Genomic DNA, 16717 nt, shown 5'->3' on the forward strand with positions numbered 1-16717 from the left:
TGAGGCTTATTTAAGGAAAGAGTATAAGAAAGATGAAAGCAGTACTGGTTATCGCGGTCATCCTGCAAATAATTATGGCGGTGCAAAGTGAAGGACTGATTCGTGCATTAGCTGAGCTATCCGCTTTCTTGTTATTGGTCGCGATTGTGTTTAGCTACCAACAACAGAAGAAACAGCCTGTGAAGTTTGAGCCTGATGAGCCTTAAAACAACGTTAACCAAGCCAGTGATGCGCTTGAAATCATAAGCCAGAGTGATACGCCAAACAGTAAAGGTTTTGCTCCTGCCGCCTTAAGCTTCTCTACAGATATCCCGCAGCCAATTAAGAACAAACAAACGACTAACGCTTTTTTCGCTATCGCAAAGATGGCTTGATAGATCTCATCAAACTGAGGCAAGAGATCGCTGCATGCGATCGCTAAGCAATAGAAGAGAATAAAGTAGGGTATGGTGATTTTCTTCGAATCGTTTCTAAACAAAAAGGCGCTGAATAGCGCGATGGGAATGATCCAGAGGGCACGTGCCAGCTTTAGTGTCGTCGCGGTTGTAAGTGCTTCCTCACCGTAAGCGGAAGCAGCACCAACAACCGATGACGTATCATGAATGGCAATTGCCGCCCATGTGCCGAAGGTAACTTGGTCGAGTGCGAGCGCGTGACCAATGACAGGGAAGGCAAATAGGGCGACGGAATTGAGAACAAAGACGGTAGCGAGCGCTAAACCAATCTGATCATCTTTCGCCTTAATGGCTGGTGCAACCGCAGCGATTGCGCTGCCGCCACATATCGCAGTGCCAGACGCAATTAAGTAACCTGTTTCTTTGTTCAGACCTATCCATTTCGCAATCCACCAACCCATCAATAATGTACCGATAATCGTGGCGACGATTAAACCGATGCCATCTGACGTTACAGCAATCGCTTGTTCAAACTGAATACCAAAACCGAGACCGACGATAGAATAGGCAAGAAGCTTTTTAGTCACTTTGGCTGTGTTGACGTTGTTGGGCACTAATCCTAGAGAAGCGAGGAGAAAGCCAATAACTAGAGCACTTGGCGAGGTGACAAACGGCGTTAAACATACAGCCAAGGCTAGCCAGAAAGGTAACTGCTTTTTCACTATGGTCATACAAGGATAGGCTTAAAAAGGAGAGTCGAATTTTACCGAATTCAAGTCAACAAAGAGATATGAATCTATTGAACAGGCGTTCAGTTTTTCTGAACGCCTAACCATTATTTCCAGTCGCCTCGTAATTGTGCAACTTTTTCCTGCATCATAGCGGTTGAAGCGTTAGCCGGCTCGACGGGCTGCCCCGCTTCAATTTCCAGTTTGGACCAGAATCGTGTTGGAAACCCTTGGCATGCCCGGCCTTTGTAGCGACTAAAGTAGCTTCCCCATAAACCTTTAAGTGCCATAGGGATAACCGGCACTGGGCTGCGTTTTATGATCAGATCCATACCGCGCATAAAGTCGTTCATTTCACCATCGGAAGTTAAACGACCTTCCGGGAAAATGCAGACGATATGCCCTTCAGCAAGTGCTTGTTCAACCTCGTTAAATGCGCGACGGATCGAACTTCGATTGGTTGCGGATATAGGAATAACCCCAGCTCGATTTAGAAAGCGTCGTAGCGGCGGTAAGCTGGCATACTCTTCTTCCATGACAAAGCGAATAAGGCGAGGGCAGACGGCGCTTAACAGCAATGCGTCCATATAACTGACGTGGTTACAAACGATCAGTGCCCCTCCTTGCTCAGGCAGGTTGTTGAGGTTTTTGTGCGAGACTCGATACATGGTATGAGTCAGTATCCAAACCAAGAATCGAACGACGAAAATAGGAACCTGCATAAACAAGAACCCGGCTACGAGCAAGTTCATCACAGCAAGTAGGGTAAACAGCTGCGGAATCGACATTTCAATAACGGATAAGCAGACGATTCCCAATACCGCACTGCCAACCATAAATAATGAGTTATAAATGTTGAGCGCGGCTATCACTTGTGCACGTTGATTGACTTTCGCACGCTGCTGCATCAGTGCGTATAGAGGAACGATGAAAATCCCTCCAGATGCGCCAAGTAGCAAGAGATAAGCAAATACAGGCCATAGCGCGGGGTGCGATACAAATTGGTTGAACGAATCGAACTCAGGTAGCGTTTCAGGGACGGCACTGGCCATTAGCCAGCCAAAGATAGTGATGCCGAGGCTGCCGATAGGGACGATACCCACTTCAATTCTATGGTTGGATAACTTATCACATGCCAGAGAGCCGACCGCGATACCGATAGAGAACAACGCAAGTAAGAAGGAAACCGCACTCTCGCTGCCATTCAAATAGTTTTTGGTAAAGTTAGGGAATTGGGTTAAATAGGCAGCGCCAAGAAACCAAAACCAACTGATAGCCATCAGCGCCAAGAAAATGGTTCGATCTGCTTTTGCAATTGCGATCGTTTGCTTCGTTTGCTTTATGGGTTGCCAGCGAAAGGTTAACTCAGGAGCACTGGCTGGTGCTTCTGGAATATGGCGACTTGAAAGGTAGCCAAATAACGCGAACACCACCACAGAGCCAGCCGCGATGTACTTAGCGTTTTCAGCTGAAGCTATCATTCCTGCCCCTAATGTTCCCAGCAGGATCGCGAGAAATGTTCCGGTTTCAACTAAGGCATTACCCGGAACCAGCTCATTGGGTTTGAGCTGCTGAGGAAGCAGAGCGTACTTAACTGGACCAAAGAATGCTGACTGCGTGCCCATCAAGAACAGTAGTATCAAAAGAATCACATAGCTTTCTGTGATAAAGCCTATCGCACCCAAGCACATGATACCGATCTCGGCCAGTTTAACTTTGCGTATAAACCATGACTTTTCATACTTATCGGCTAACACACCTGCAGAGGCGGAAAACAAAAAGAAGGGCAGAATGAATAGGCCAGCCGCTAAGTTGATGAATAGGTTGCTTGAGATAGGTAATGCCCCAGCCCCGGCAAAAGCGACAAACAACAGCAAGACATTCTTAAAGATATTGTCGTTAAACGCACCGAAAAATTGGGTTATGAAATAGGGCAGAAAACGTCTCTGCCCCAGTAAGGAAGATTGATGGTGTGACATGGTTATCCTGTTTCCTTAAGGATGGGATTACCAATTTATCAGGTAATTCGTGAGTAAATTGTCGATTAACTCTTTCCCATCGATTGGATCGGCGGCAAAAAACTTATCATCTACACTGAGCAAGGTAATGCCGTGAACGCCTGACCATAAAACGCGGCTGGCCTTAAGCACTTCGTCTTCATTACGTTCGGGTCCAAGCACTCGCAACAGTTGTTCGAGCATGCCAGTCATGTTGTCGATACGCTGAGCTTGCCATTCAGGCAACGTTTCGCCATTCATATTGTGCTCAAAAATCAGCTGCCAACGGTGCGGATGCTTTTGAGCAAAGTCATGGTAACAGTGGGCGAGCTGATAAAGCGCAGTCTTATAATCATCGCTGCTAGCGACCACTTCAGTGGCTTCTTGGGCCAACTCGTCTAACGTTTGTGCCACCACATGCAATAACAGTAAATTATAGTTGCCAAATACATTGACCAAAGTACTTGGTACATAGCCGATCATATTGGCAATTTTACGCAAGCTTAGTTCGTGATAAGAGTTTTCGTCGAGAAAATCTTTCACAGTATTGAGAGTGAGAGCGATAAGTTGCTCACGAGTATGATCGTTACGTCTTGCCATGGTGCTGTTTTTAAAATGAACATTGTTCAATATTCTAATGAGCCAGACCCTGTAGCGTCAACTAACAGAGTGTAAATTTGCAATATTCTGATACATGTGTCTGAGGCTAATTTGTTTGCTTCTTTTGTGACAGTCTTTATTATAACAAGATAACTACAATTTCTTATCTTGAAAGAACCCGAAGGACAAATATGAAACGACTGTTTTCTCTTGTTGCTTTACTGATGGTTTCCGTTGCGATCACGCCGATCGCCGAAGCGAAAAAGTTTGGTGGCGGAAAATCTTTTGGCAAAAGCTTTAAGACAGCACCTGCGCCAAAACAGCAACAACAAAACACTAACACCATTGGTAAAGATCAAAAGGCTAAAACACAAAGCTCTAGCAAGAAGGGCCTTATGGGTGGCTTGCTAGGTGGCTTATTGGCTGGTGGCTTGTTAGCGGCATTCTTTGGAGGCGCGTTTGAAGGTATCCAGTTTATGGATATTTTGATCATCGGTTTGATCGCGTTCCTTATCTTCAAGCTGATGCGCGGGATGCTGGGGGCCAAGCAGGGCAGTATGAATCAGCACCGCCAGCAGCCGGCGTTTGGTGGTCAATCAGCGCCGAAGTTTGAACAACCTAATGTGCATAACTTTGAGCAGCCACAGACTGGTTCACAAGGTGGTTTTGGTTTCGGTGGCCAAACAGATGTACCTCATAACTACCCACCAGGCTTTGATCACGCAGCTTTCATTAATGGTTCTCGCGAACATTACCGTATTCTGCAAGGGGCATGGAATCACAATCAATTGGAGACAATCGAAGAGTATGTCTCTCCAAGCCTATACGAAGACTTGAAAGCTGAACGTGCCAAACTGGATGGTGAGCAACATACCGATGTCATGTACGTAGATGCTGAAATTGTTCGTGCAGACTACGATGCAAGCAAAGCACAACTAAGCCTTCAATTTAGCGGTCGCTATCGTGATGCAGTAGAAGGTGTAGAAGAAAACATCGAAGATATCTGGCATTTGGAACGTGATTTGACGACACCTAATGCACCTTGGTTAATCGTTGGTATTCAAGGCTAACATTCACCATTGAGTAATAAGCGCCCGAGCTCATAGCTTGGGCGTTTTTGTATTGTCTCAACGCCATGTTACTTGTTACTATTTTCGACAAAGCAACAATGATAAAAAGGTAAGTAAAGTGGCTGAATTCAAATATAAAAACCTATCTCAAGAAGAACAAGATAAGCTCGATGCAGCGACCTTTCGTCGACTGCTTGCACATTTAGATGCGAACAAAGATGTACAAAACATCGACTTGATGATTCTAGCGGGCTTTTGTCGTAACTGTTTCAGCAAATGGTACAAAGCGGAAGCAGAAAATCAGGGACTTGATTTGGATATCGATGACGCACGTGAGCGTGTTTACGGTATGACTTACGATGAGTGGAAACAAAATCACCAACCAAAAGCGACACCAGAACAACTGGCAGCATTTGAAGCTCGCCAGAAGAAGTAGCGCTTGTTAGATTAGCTCAAAGATAATAAAGACACAGCCCGCTTATTGAGCGGGCTGTGTCTTTATTTGACGCCTGAGTTTTATTCAGTGATTGGGCCGCAACAGGCTGGCTCAACACACCCTTTGGCTTGGATGATTTCAAGCTGTGCTAGGTAAGGTTGAATGTCACCGATGTTTTCTTTTACCCACTCAGTGTTGTAATAAGTGTCTAGGTAACGCTCGCCAGAATCACAAAGCAGTGTCACGATCGAACCTGTTTCACCACGTTGTTTCATTTCACACGCAAGCTGAAGTACGCCGTATAAGTTAGTACCTGTCGAAGCGCCAACTTTACGACCAATCAAACCAGACAACCAATGCGCCGTTGCTACACTTGCAGCATCTGGAATTTTACGCATTTCGTCTACCACACCTGCGATGAAGCTTGGCTCAACACGTGGGCGGCCGATGCCTTCGATCTTGCTGCCGTTTTCGCCTTTGATATCCGCATTGCCAGATTGGAAGTAGTCGTAAAATACTGAGTTGTCAGGATCAACCACACACAGTTTTGTGTCGTATTTTTGGTAACGGATAAAGCGACCAATCGTTGCAGATGTACCGCCAGTGCCCGGGCTCATAACCACCCAGCTTGGGATCGGGTGATCCTCTAGCTCCATTTGGCTAAAGATAGAGTTCGCAATGTTGTTGTTACCACGCCAGTCGGTTGCGCGCTCAGCGTAAGTAAATTGGTCCATGTAGTGACCGTTTAGCTCTTTCGCTAGGCGACGAGACTCGTCGTAAATTTGGTCTGAACGGTCAACAAGGTGCGCTTTACCGCCATAGAATTCGATTTGTTCAATTTTCTTGCGTGCTGTGGTTTTTGGCATTACTGCAATAAACGGTAAGCCAAGTAGACGTGCGAAGTACGCTTCAGAAACCGCCGTACTGCCTGATGATGCTTCAATCACCGTGGTTTCTGGACCAATCCAACCATTACAAATCGCGTAAAGAAAAAGTGAACGTGCTAAACGGTGCTTCAATGAGCCCGTTGGATGCGTGCTTTCATCTTTTAGGTAGATGTCGATGCCTTCCAAAGAAGGAAGATCTAATTTGAATAGGTGGGTATCTGCTGAACGTTGAAAGTCTGCTTCGATTTTGCGTACAGCATTGTTGATCCAGTTGTGGTCAGTACACATAACGTGACTCCTCGAAAACCTGTAGGGTAGTTGTTTTTGTCTATAGGGATAATCTACCTATAATCTTGGAGAAAAACTTTGCTATTATTGTTTTGATAATTTACATGGGTAGAAAAATATTCTCTTAATTAGGGTTTGTTTAGAAATGAGTTTAGATAAAATCGACAAACAGTTACTGTCTCTTCTCCAAAACGACGGAACCTTGTCTTTAAATGATTTAGCCGAGCGTGTGAATCTAACCACCACACCTTGCTGGAAGCGGTTAAAAAAGCTGGAAGATGAAGGCTATATCGAAAAGCGTGTGGCGTTGTTGAGTGCAGAAAAGCTCGATTTGTCGTTCATTGCGTTCGTGCAACTTAAGACCAGTGATCATTCAGAAGGTTGGTATCACCATTTTGTCACTACGGTAAGTGATTTCCCCGAAGTGATGGAGTTTTATCGTATGGCGGGTGAATATGATTACATGATGAAAGTCGTGGTAAAAGACATGAAGTGTTTTGATGAGTTTTACAAACGCTTAGTGAATAGCGTAAAAGGTCTTTCCAACGTAACTTCAACCTTTGCAATGGAACCTATCAAGTACACCACTGCGCTCCCTATCGGAGAATGTTGAGCTCACCCTCGTCGTGTTGTCTTTTTTAATGAAACGAACATACCTTATCCAAATGTTCACTTTGGTCACCATAGTCTCGTCGGGCTAAAGTCCACCGTTCACAATTTTGCAGCCATCTTTTGGACGTAACCGTTTGCATTTGTGTTTTGTCGCTAAAATGAACAAAGTTGGTGCTAAATTCAATCATATTGCGATTAAGTTGTAGGAAAACTATTAAATAGTATTATCAATAATGAGACTGGTGTCGAATAAAACATCGTATTATTATCACCGCCACCAATGAATGTAAGAAATTATTACAACAAATGAAAAGATATTATTCTCTATTATTGATTGCTGCTGTAATCGCAGGATGTGGAGGCGGCGGGGGCGGCTCTTCATCATCCAGTTCAAGTAAACCGACTCAGTCGACTCAACAGAGTCGCGCTCAACTCGAAGTTGAAGATACTTTGATTGAATTCAGTCAAGTTGGCGCCATTGCTCATGCCAATATGAGCAATGTACAGGGAACCATTGAATACCAAGTGGTTGCTGCAGAGCCAGCTAACATGGTGCAAGTCAATGATCTTGGCCAGCTTCAAATCTTGAAGCCGGGTATCGCGACGATTAAAGCGATCGATTCAGCTTCCGGTTTTGCACCTTCCGAAGCAGAATTCACCGTAACAGTGAACAAAGGTACCAACCCTGATTTGGTGGTCAACGAGCTTAATCTAAACGCGTCGAACCAAGATGGCGAGCCACTGATTGTGCGAGGCCAACGAGGCCAAGTAAGCTTTGAAGTGGTCGATGGTGATGAGCACTTGGTACGCGTAGACCGTAATGGTCGTGTCTTTGCCATTGGCGCACAAGGTCAGGCGCGAATCCGTATTCATGATACGGGGGATGAGTTCTACCAAGCTCGTGACATTTATGCCAATGTCAGTGTGTATCAAATTGGCGCTGATCAATTACAGTTTGCGCCGCTTAGCCCTATCTACAGAGAAGGTTTAACGCTAGAGCCAGTTCGACTTGATGATGTTGAGATTGAGAGCATTGCGTTCAAACTTGCTGACAGCAACGCTCAATCTGATGTCGTCGAAATTCTTGATCAAAGTACTGGGTTATTATTGATCCACAATGCTGGTCAGGTTGAAATTGAAGCTACGGCAACTTACAGCCAAGGTTTTGTCGAGCAACAGCAGACAGCGCGTTTTGTGGTGAATGTTGCTAAGGGTCAGCGTCAAGCGATCAACTCAGTCAATATTGCTGCAAACTACAGTGCTAACCAATCGCTCTATCCACGCGTCAGCAATGCAAAAGGTGACTACTACTTTGATGTAGTTGAAGGACAAGACGTTGTTGGTGTATCCCCAAATGGCGGTGCTCTGATCATTCAAGGTGTCGGGCAAGCGAAGGTTAATATTGTTGAACGTGATATCCGCAACTTCCCTGCGACTCAAACTCAAATCACGGTTGATATCGATGCCGCGCCACATCCACTCATAGAGGATGTTGAGATTGATCTTACTTATCAAGATGAGTTAACGGTGCCGCTGCAATTCTCTGGCCAGAAAGGAAAACTCACTTTAGTCGGCTCTATTCCTGAAGGATTACAAATTGCTGCTGGTAAAGCCTATGTAAACCGAGCAGGCAACTATACGCTGCGTTTTGAAGACGATGGTGGTGAGTATTACCAGCCAACCCAGTTCAATGTCGTTTTGGATGTCGCCAAGGCTCAAGGCTCTGCGATGCCAGTGAGAGACTATGAAGTGGTATACAGTGTTAATCATCAGTTCCAATTATTGCGTGATTTTGAATTACTCGCTTCTGGTGACGCTATTGAAGTACTCGATAACAGCCAGCCAAGCGTAGCGGATGCCATCGCGAATGGTTTGGTTCACGTGTATAAAGCCGGTGAGACGACCTTAACGCTGCGTCGTAAAGAGAGTCAGAACTATACCGCAGGTCCAGAGCAAAAAGTTACCTTCACCATATTGAGTGCACCAAGTCGAATTCAGATTAGCTCTGATGTTGAAGATAATTGGAATGCGCTTAAACCATTGGCAACCAAACCAACCATCACTGGTGTGGTCGGTCAGGTTAGTTACGCATTTGCTGAAGGTTCGGCAACCGATGTGGTTTCATTAGACCCTGACTCTGGTGAGATGCGCATCCTGAATGTAGGCAGCACAAGAGTGGTTGTGTCTGATGCGGGCAATGAGCAATATTCCGCTGGGCAAGCAAGTTTTGCCGTAACGGTGAAGCCGATTGAGAGCCGTGCCACCATTGCTTATCCACAAGCCACATATGGCTCTGGTGATAAACTGCAGCCTGTTGTGAATGGTGACGGTGTTGAAGCGACATATCGATTGATCAACCAGGCTTCACCATCAGTAGAGATGGCATCAGACAATGGTGAACTCACGATACTGCATGCCGGCGATTACACGGTGGAAGCAACCTTTACAGGGCGCAACTACCTGACTAAAAAAGTCAGCTACCAAGGTACTGTAAAGAAAGCCGACCACCCTGGCCTGTCTGTAGTTCGTCAAGAGGTAGAGTTTGAACCCTTCAAAGAAGTGGTGTTAGATCTTGGTCAAGCAATCGGTGAGCGCAGTTACTCTTTGGCTAACACGATCAGTGAGCGTGTCGCTTCCATTGATCCTGCACGTGGGGTTATTACGCTAAAAGAGTACGAACATGGTCGTCCTATCTCGATTCGTGTAACGGAGGCGGAAACGCGAGATTATCACGCGCTAGCGGAAAAAACCGTAACGGTCGCTTTAACTCTTTCTGATTCTGGTGTAGCAGATAAGTACACGCATTTAACCAGTGAACAGACCGTAGTGTTCAGTGAGTTAAATGCGCCACAATTTGCTAACTTAGAAGAAAGTGAGTTCGGTATTATGGGCGCGCGTTTGCTACGCGAGCCGACTGATGCCGAGTTAGTTGAGCATGGTGAAGGTAAAGTGGCTTGGGTTTTGATGAAGCCTAAAGGCAGTGACAACCCTGCGGACGTTCGCCCTGTATGGCTGCATATTGCTCGCTTCGATGGTTGTAGCGCGGTGTTGGATCCCAATGACCCTAGACCATTACTAGCCATTGATTACTCAGCGGAAGGTTACTGTAAAACTGGTGCGACCATACGTTTGACGCGCTATTTGGTTATCGAAGACAGTCGGCTTGAAAAAGGAACTGAATACGAGATGATCAGTCCATTGATTCAGTACCGACGTGGATATCGCGAGTTTATTGCCAGTAAGCGAGGCGGCCAATACGTAGAGCCTGGTGTGATTCATGGTGAAGGTGAATATGGTTTCGCAGACAGCATGTATGAGTGGGCTGTTGTCACCTTTGATTATCAAACAAACTAAAAAAAGGAGTGCTTAGCACTCCTTTTTCTTATTTATCATGAGTTTATTGAGTAAAGCGCATCACGCCTTCTTGAACCGCGGTAGCAACCAAATGACCTTGGCGGTTATAAATTTCCCCACGAACCAAGCCACGGGTATTACTGGCCGTTGGGCTTTCTATAACGTACAGCAGCCATTCGTCCATCTTAAATGGTCGGTGGAACCAAATGGAGTGGTCGATAGTGGCAACTTGGAACTTAGGCGTCATTAACGATACACCGTGAGGGTGCAGCGCAGTAACCAGAAACCCCCAATCAGAAGCATATCCCATCAAATATTGGTGGATAAGTTGGTTATCGGGCATTTCACCGTTTGCTTTGATCCAAAGGTACTGTTTGGGTTCAACCTTTTGTGGATTCAGTGGATTGACGATGGTGACTGGTCGCATTTCAATCGGCTTCTCGCCACAAAATGCTTTACGCAGATTTTCGGGTAAATGGTCTGCAATCTTTGCGGCAAGCTCGGACTCAGAGGCAAAGTTTTCTGGACCGGGAATGTCAGGCATGGTGTTTTGGTGTTCAAACCCCGGCGCTTCACCATGGTAAGAGGCGGTAAGGTAGAAGATAGGTCGTCCATTTTGAATCGCTTTGACGCGACGAGTACTAAAACTTTTACCATCTCTTAAGTTTTCTACATCATAGATAATTGGCTTTTCAGGATCGCCAGGATAAAGAAAGTAACTGTGAAATGAGTGCACGGTGCGATCGGCATCCACAGTGTAGCGAGCAGCGGAAAGAGCTTGACCAATGACTTGCCCCCCATAGACCTGAGGCAGACCTAAGTTTTCACTTTGTCCGCGAAATAGTCCTTCTTCTAGCTTTTCTAGTTGCAGTAAACTCAACAGTTCGTTAAGTGGCTTGCTCATGGCCTATGACCTTATTCAATGTGATTCTATTGTCTATATTAAGCGTTTAGTGATTATTTAAACAGTTGTTTGACTTCTTTGTCATCGAAAATTTAATATCGTCAATAAATTGTCAATACCGGCGACATTGTAATGACAGTCACATTTTTGCCATTTATAATCGCCGTGAATTCAATAATTGAGGAGAAGCTTTCATGAAAAAAGCACTAGCCGTTGTAATGTCAGTTGTATTAGGTTTCGTTTTAGTAGGTTGTCAAACTTCAGATAAGAAAGTGGAAAAAGACACTGTAGAATCTATTACAGGTACAGTTGCTTATCGTGAGCGCATCGCATTGCCAGATAACGCTCTTGTGACTGTAACATTGCAAGATGTATCTATGGCTGACGCTCCTGCTAAAGTGATTGCTAAACATCGTTTTGAAACTAACGGCGCGCAAGTACCGTTCGAGTTTGATTTGGCATACCACACTTCAAAAATTGAAGAACGTCATACTTACAGCGTGAACGCACGTATCGAGGTAGAAGGCAAATTGCTATTCATCACTGATACTTCTTACCCAGTTATTACTGACGAAGCAAAAACCGATAAAGTTGACCTTCGCCTAGTAAGCGTAAAGCACTAATGATATAAAAAATGGCAGCCTTATGGCTGCCATTTGTATTTATTCAGTTTCACTTTTCCTGCAATACTCACCTCTACCTCTTCTTCTATCAGCAAGGTTCTCTGTCTGACAAGATCTTCTCCCTTGAGTGAGATTTTTCCTTGGCTGTTAATAACCCGATGCCAAGGTAACGTGCTCTCTGCGGGTAAATTACCTAACGCTTTCCCCACGTGTCTGGCATAACCAGGATAACCTGCTAGTTTTGCGATCTCTCCGTAAGTTGTTACTTTTCCACGCGGGATTTGGTGAATTACTGCAAAGATTTGCATCAAAAACTGGTCCATAATGATTTTGTCCTAGTTCAGTTTTCCAAGGAGTGGATAAGGAGAGGGCATGATATTTTCTACGTTTCAGTTCTTAGTGACAACTCTATTAGCCGTGGTTTGTGCACGAGCTATCAGCTTGAGTGAAGGGGATATCCCTGTATTGGCCTTGGTAATACCTGCGTTGTGGATATTACCGCAAGGTGGGGTCGTGGGGTTAGTGCTTATGGCAGCAATGACAACCTATGGTTTAACTCTGCCTTATCAACCCATTGCGTTATCCGTGAGTGTTTGGGTGTTGTTTCCTTTGCTTATGGTGGCTTTTTCAAAGCGTAGTAGCTTAGGAGTATTAGCAACGTCCGCTTTAATCGTCGTCACCCTTCAAGTGGGCATCATGGTGACTCAGTCATCCGGTAAACTGAGTGGCGAGCCGATCGTTACTTTAATACAGACGGTTGCGGTGGTGGTTATCTGGTGGGCGGCAACGCATTGGAACTCATCAAATAAACACAGCTGGTGGGCACTGGGCTTGATTTTACCGCTATGGATTGCAGATCTTTCTTACGCCGCATTGGTGGCGTTGTCTGTGACCGGGATTATCGCTTCAATGGAAAGCCTATCCAAACTGAAGAGTTTTAAGTGGGGTAAGCTTTTATGTTGGACACTGCCGACAGTGGGGTTTGCCGCGCTGGTGGTCTCTCCCAATATTGAGGTACCTAACCCCGTTTTTGTGGTTTGGTTATGTTTACTTGGCACTGCTTGGATGACCGATTACATATTGAGAAGTGCTGAAGAAGAGTCTGATATATAAATAGTCGATTCACATCTTGATTTTATTCATTTGGAATATGCATTCTGATGTGTCAGAATTGCGCGTAAATTAATCGTTAGGATGCTGAACACTTGGCTAATTGCTTGTTCTTCAGTTTGTTGAACTAAGTATTTTGTCGGCAATTTAGGCCATGTTAGACCAACTTAACGATAGCCCAATGTCATTAAGTTCATAACTATTCACGTGGGAAGTAAGCAAGGATGGCTCTAATCTGGCGTGTGTGGTACGTAATGTGTTGCACGCTGTTCATACCATTAGCACAAGCTAGCTCAAGTTATAAAGTCGCGATGGAAGCGGACGACGTGGTAACTCGCATTTTGTTCGATGCTGCTTCAGAACGCTTTGGCTTTAACGTCGAGTATGTTTACTACCCTAGCTTCAATGCAATTTTGAACGCAGTACAAACGGCGGAAGCCGATTTCGCTGCGAATATCACTTACACCGAAACTCGCTCGGCGATATTCGAATTCTCCAGCCCAACCAATATCGAATACACGTACTTATACAGTTTGAGCAATGCTAACCTAGATCAAGTGGCTGTGGTTGGTTTCCCTGCTGGTACTATCTATGGCGAGTTAATCAGAGCTAATTATCCTCATTTAAAGCTGGTGGAATATCGCGGCCACAATCATGCCAAAGAGCTGATTGAAACCGCTGAGGTCGATGGGGTGGTTGATGCTATTAACCAACTAAAACCTATGCTGTTATCCGGCTTTGATGCTCAACTTCTCAATCATCAAATCACCATTAAACCCGTCTCAATCATTGCACCCAAAGGGCGACACCAAGATATGCTCAAAAGCATTGAGCAATACGTACACGGTGCTCACGTTCAAAAACTGTTAAGAGAGTCGGTCAAACAGTATCAGTTTGATTTGCGTCGACAAGCGTTAAGGCAAGCAGTCATCGATAGCAACATCAATTATCAAAGGCCATTGCAGGTCAAAATAGAAAACATCGGCCAGTTTGCTAATTATCAACCCAATGGAGATATCTCCGGTATCACGGCTGATGTGGTATTTGAAGCATGTGAGATCTTGATGCTGACCTGTAACGTCGTTAGCGGTAAAGATGAAGCTTGGGAAAGTATGTACCGAGACTTAATTGATAAGCGAATTGACATGCTGTCGCCGATTGCCATTTCTGAAAGCCGTAAAAGCATCGCTTATTTTAGTGCACCGTATTACTTCCCAGAGGCAATTTTGGTGAAACGTGAAGGATACAAAGACAATGTCTATAGCAATGTATCTGAATTGATCGCAGAACGAATCGGGGTCGTTAGAGACGACTTTTACCAAGAGCTGCTGTCTCAGCGGTTGCCCAACAAAGTTTTGCACGCTTATTCAACCGGTGACCAACTCTTTCAAGCATTACTTGATGGCGAGATTGATTACCTTGCGGCAAGCCGAGCTAACTTTAATAAACGCTTACGCGATACCAATGACCTTTTACCTTTGGTTGAAGAGCACTTAATCGGCAGCTTTTATACGTCTCCTATTTCGATAGGTTTCGCTAAAACAGAACTGGGTGCCTCGCTGGCTCCACTGTTTACGCGAGCGATCAAAATGATTGATACCGAGCGAATCATTGGTCAATATGATTACCAACCGAACTGGAAGGCGACGTTACATGCTGAGCAAGCTTTTTCTCGCAAGAGCCAGTTCTTATTTATGTTGATGGTAGGGTTCCTCGTCATTGTTGCAATGTACCTTCACAGCCAATCCAATACCGACAATCTGACGCGCCTAAAAAATCGACGTGCCCTTCAGCACCGCTATAGGAATGGTATTAACAAAGACGAGACTCTAATTTATCTCGATGTGAATCGTTTTAAGCAAATTAATGACTCTTATGGGCATGAGGTTGGCGATCAAGTTTTGCGGACGGTGGCGAATCATGTAATCCGCTTTTGGCGCGGAAGCAGCTATCGAATCGGGGGTGATGAATTTGTCTTAGTCGGCAAAGTGGGGGAATCTGAGGTAAATTATTTGAAGGAGCGATTTGCGTCGATCCCGTTTCTTTCTGACGACCGTAAAATATCCTTCGATGTGTCTCTAGCGTTTGGTGCATCGAGTCACGATAGGCGTCAAATGAGTTTACAAGAGGTGATGCATGAAGCGGATATTGCTATGTATCAGCATAAACATGAGCGAAAGTCGGCCACGAAACTTGAGCCGGATGCCGCTAATGTTGTGAATTTTAACCAATAGTGGTCAGACACTAAGCAGTTGAACACAAAACAACGGTTTTAGCTTGAAATGAACGAGGGGATGGCAGATAATCCTCTCACTCCTTAGCGATGCTAAGGAAACAGAATCTATGGAGGCCCTGGTCCTCCCGCAACAATAGCTCGTGAACTCGGTCAGGTCCGGAAGGAAGCAGCCGCAGCGAGTGACTTGTGTGCCGGGATGTGGCTGGGGTCTCCGCCCATTAAAAAAGCCCGCACTTACATTGTAAGTGCGGGCTTTTTGTTTGTCTGCACTAAAGTTTACAACCTAGTTGAGGTAAGCGCGGAATTCGCTCTGATGACATTGTTAAAAAAAGTGCCAAGTAACTGAGTTCGTATTGAGTCACTTAAGGCACTTTCTTAATGGTTAAGCCAGGCTAAAGTGATGTGGAAAGTCGGATGTAGTCACCAGGGTTGTCATGCAATACAGCCCCTGAGCTTGATGTTCCACATTTCGAAAAACCGCTATTCCAACTATCTGTTGCGTTGATCTGTACCACCTGTTGTTGAGAATAAGCCATCATCAACATTGATACCATGAGATTATTATCGTTGTCATGTGCATGCGTCATATAGTCAGCGTATATACCAAACCATTTGCCGGCGACTTTAAACTGAACCACTCGTGCCCATCTTGCTCCTGACCCTCCGTTATACCCACATACTCTAAGTTCATCAATTGTGCCTGTGGCTTCCTGCGCGTAAGACAATGGTGATGTTAATACGAGTGAAAGAAGCAATAGTATCTTTTTCATAAAAAAAACCGTTGGTTAGTTAAAATTAAAAAACATCATCGATTGAACACATCGTTAGATGTTGTCAAAAGGTGATGAGAGTTTACTTGTTGCGCATAGAGTAGCTATAGGTCGTCATATATAGCTGTCACTTTTTTAAAGGCTAACGTTTGTTCAAATTACAGCGTTAATTCTTAATGACTTTAACGCCATACATCAATGGAATTTGGTCACGGCGACAGCTGTGTACATATATTCTGACTCTTTTCCCCTGAGCTTGCGCTGTTAAAAGCATAGAGAGCCAAGTATCCATCCAGCTATCAGGGCCTCCACTAGGATCATAAACCACTAAATTCTGCTTAGGTGCAGGGCACAGACTAGTGATGGGGTTCTGTTCGAATGTTACTCTTAATTGAGCCTTGCCAGAAAAATACCCCTCATTAGCCGTGACTGAAACATCTTTAATTTCTAGAGGAGCTGTCCATTCTCCAGCAACCAGACTGGTACTGAATAGAGTTAATAGAGCTAAGACTGTTTTCACGAGATTCTCCATTGGGACTTTGTGTTGAACACTGCTGACCTAAATCCTAAGGCGATGCAATATGGGTACTATTAATTTGGCGATTTATAAAATGGCGAATAATAAAATTAAATTAATTGTTGGTCAAATTAATTCATATCATCATCCGAATAATAAAGTATTACGGTTTTTTACTTTCATTCGGTAT

The 16717-nt window shown here is 44.7% G+C and carries 16 protein-coding genes and 1 other RNA gene; 9 read left to right on the forward strand and 8 right to left on the reverse strand.

Annotated features, from left to right (window positions below):
• The first annotated feature begins 32 nt into the window (after positions 1 to 32).
• Entirely contained in the window at positions 33 to 206 is a 174-nt protein-coding gene (locus RH45_RS23610) for a hypothetical protein (RefSeq protein WP_008080266.1), read from the forward strand.
• On the opposite strand, the gene RH45_RS18875 is transcribed toward RH45_RS23610, so the two are convergent.
• The 3 genes from RH45_RS18875 to RH45_RS18885 all read right to left on the reverse strand — a co-directional run bounded on the left by RH45_RS18875 (position 203) and on the right by RH45_RS18885 (position 3720).
• Positions 203 to 1126 carry a YeiH family protein gene (locus RH45_RS18875; protein WP_008080267.1) on the reverse strand — a complete coding sequence of 308 codons (924 nt, stop codon included), beginning with the start codon at positions 1124 to 1126 and terminating at the stop codon, positions 203 to 205. The two genes, RH45_RS23610 and RH45_RS18875, sit on opposite strands and share 4 nt — an antisense overlap.
• A gap of 104 nt (positions 1127 to 1230) precedes the next feature.
• The gene (locus tag RH45_RS18880; RefSeq protein WP_008080269.1) at positions 1231 to 3102 is read right to left on the reverse strand and encodes an MFS transporter; all 1872 of its coding nucleotides are present in this window, start codon (positions 3100 to 3102) and stop codon (positions 1231 to 1233) included.
• Between the two features lie 27 nt (positions 3103 to 3129).
• Complete coding sequence (locus RH45_RS18885) at positions 3130 to 3720, reverse strand: TetR/AcrR family transcriptional regulator (protein WP_008080272.1); 591 nt, start codon at positions 3718 to 3720, stop codon at positions 3130 to 3132.
• Between the two features lie 191 nt (positions 3721 to 3911).
• On the opposite strand from RH45_RS18885, the gene RH45_RS18890 reads away from it, so the two are divergent.
• Positions 3912 to 4790, forward strand: coding sequence for a Tim44 domain-containing protein (locus RH45_RS18890; RefSeq protein WP_008080274.1), 879 nt, complete (start codon positions 3912 to 3914; stop codon positions 4788 to 4790).
• 118 nt (positions 4791 to 4908) lie between these two features.
• The gene (locus tag RH45_RS18895) at positions 4909 to 5226 is read left to right on the forward strand and encodes a DUF1244 domain-containing protein (RefSeq protein WP_008080275.1); all 318 of its coding nucleotides are present in this window, start codon (positions 4909 to 4911) and stop codon (positions 5224 to 5226) included.
• Positions 5227 to 5306: 80 nt separating this feature from the next.
• Here RH45_RS18895 and RH45_RS18900 read toward each other — a convergent pair whose 3' ends face one another.
• On the reverse strand, positions 5307 to 6401 hold the full coding sequence (locus RH45_RS18900) for a PLP-dependent cysteine synthase family protein (protein ID WP_008080277.1): 1095 nt from the start codon (positions 6399 to 6401) through the stop codon (positions 5307 to 5309).
• Between the two features lie 145 nt (positions 6402 to 6546).
• Between RH45_RS18900 and RH45_RS18905 the strand changes: the two genes are divergently transcribed.
• Together RH45_RS18905 and RH45_RS18910 are read left to right on the forward strand one after the other, a co-directional pair.
• A complete protein-coding gene (locus RH45_RS18905) occupies positions 6547 to 7014 on the forward strand; it encodes an Lrp/AsnC family transcriptional regulator (protein WP_008080278.1) in 468 nt (155 codons plus the stop codon).
• Positions 7015 to 7319: 305 nt separating this feature from the next.
• Positions 7320 to 10367, forward strand: a complete 3048-nt coding sequence (locus RH45_RS18910) for a hypothetical protein (RefSeq protein ID WP_008080279.1) — start codon at positions 7320 to 7322, stop codon at positions 10365 to 10367.
• 43 nt (positions 10368 to 10410) lie between these two features.
• On the opposite strand, the gene tesB is transcribed toward RH45_RS18910, so the two are convergent.
• Positions 10411 to 11271, reverse strand: coding sequence for an acyl-CoA thioesterase II (gene tesB / locus RH45_RS18915; protein WP_008080281.1), 861 nt, complete (start codon positions 11269 to 11271; stop codon positions 10411 to 10413).
• Between the two features lie 194 nt (positions 11272 to 11465).
• Here tesB and RH45_RS18920 point away from each other — a divergent pair, with 194 nt between their 5' ends.
• Positions 11466 to 11894, forward strand: a complete 429-nt coding sequence (locus RH45_RS18920; RefSeq protein WP_008080282.1) for a YbaY family lipoprotein — start codon at positions 11466 to 11468, stop codon at positions 11892 to 11894.
• Between the two features lie 20 nt (positions 11895 to 11914).
• Here RH45_RS18920 and RH45_RS18925 read toward each other — a convergent pair whose 3' ends face one another.
• Positions 11915 to 12217 carry an MGMT family protein gene (locus RH45_RS18925; protein WP_008080283.1) on the reverse strand — a complete coding sequence of 101 codons (303 nt, stop codon included), beginning with the start codon at positions 12215 to 12217 and terminating at the stop codon, positions 11915 to 11917.
• A 49-nt stretch (positions 12218 to 12266) separates the two neighbouring features.
• On the opposite strand from RH45_RS18925, the gene RH45_RS18930 reads away from it, so the two are divergent.
• The 3 genes from RH45_RS18930 to ffs all read left to right on the forward strand — a co-directional run bounded on the left by RH45_RS18930 (position 12267) and on the right by ffs (position 15451).
• On the forward strand, positions 12267 to 13007 hold the full coding sequence (locus RH45_RS18930; protein ID WP_008080284.1) for a VP0952 family biofilm-associated protein: 741 nt from the start codon (positions 12267 to 12269) through the stop codon (positions 13005 to 13007).
• A gap of 221 nt (positions 13008 to 13228) precedes the next feature.
• Positions 13229 to 15238, forward strand: a complete 2010-nt coding sequence (locus RH45_RS18935) for a GGDEF domain-containing protein (RefSeq protein WP_008080285.1) — start codon at positions 13229 to 13231, stop codon at positions 15236 to 15238.
• Positions 15239 to 15354: 116 nt separating this feature from the next.
• Positions 15355 to 15451, forward strand: an RNA gene (ffs, locus tag RH45_RS23045) — signal recognition particle sRNA small type.
• 181 nt (positions 15452 to 15632) lie between these two features.
• Here ffs and RH45_RS18940 read toward each other — a convergent pair.
• Complete coding sequence (locus tag RH45_RS18940) at positions 15633 to 16010, reverse strand: hypothetical protein (RefSeq protein WP_008080287.1); 378 nt, start codon at positions 16008 to 16010, stop codon at positions 15633 to 15635.
• A gap of 166 nt (positions 16011 to 16176) precedes the next feature.
• A complete protein-coding gene (locus tag RH45_RS18945; protein WP_008080289.1) occupies positions 16177 to 16530 on the reverse strand; it encodes a hypothetical protein in 354 nt (117 codons plus the stop codon).
• Between the last annotated feature and the right edge of the window lie 187 nt (positions 16531 to 16717).

It is taken from the genome of Vibrio sinaloensis DSM 21326, assembly GCF_000189275.1.
GTDB classification, from domain to species: Bacteria; Pseudomonadota; Gammaproteobacteria; order Enterobacterales; family Vibrionaceae; genus Vibrio; species Vibrio sinaloensis.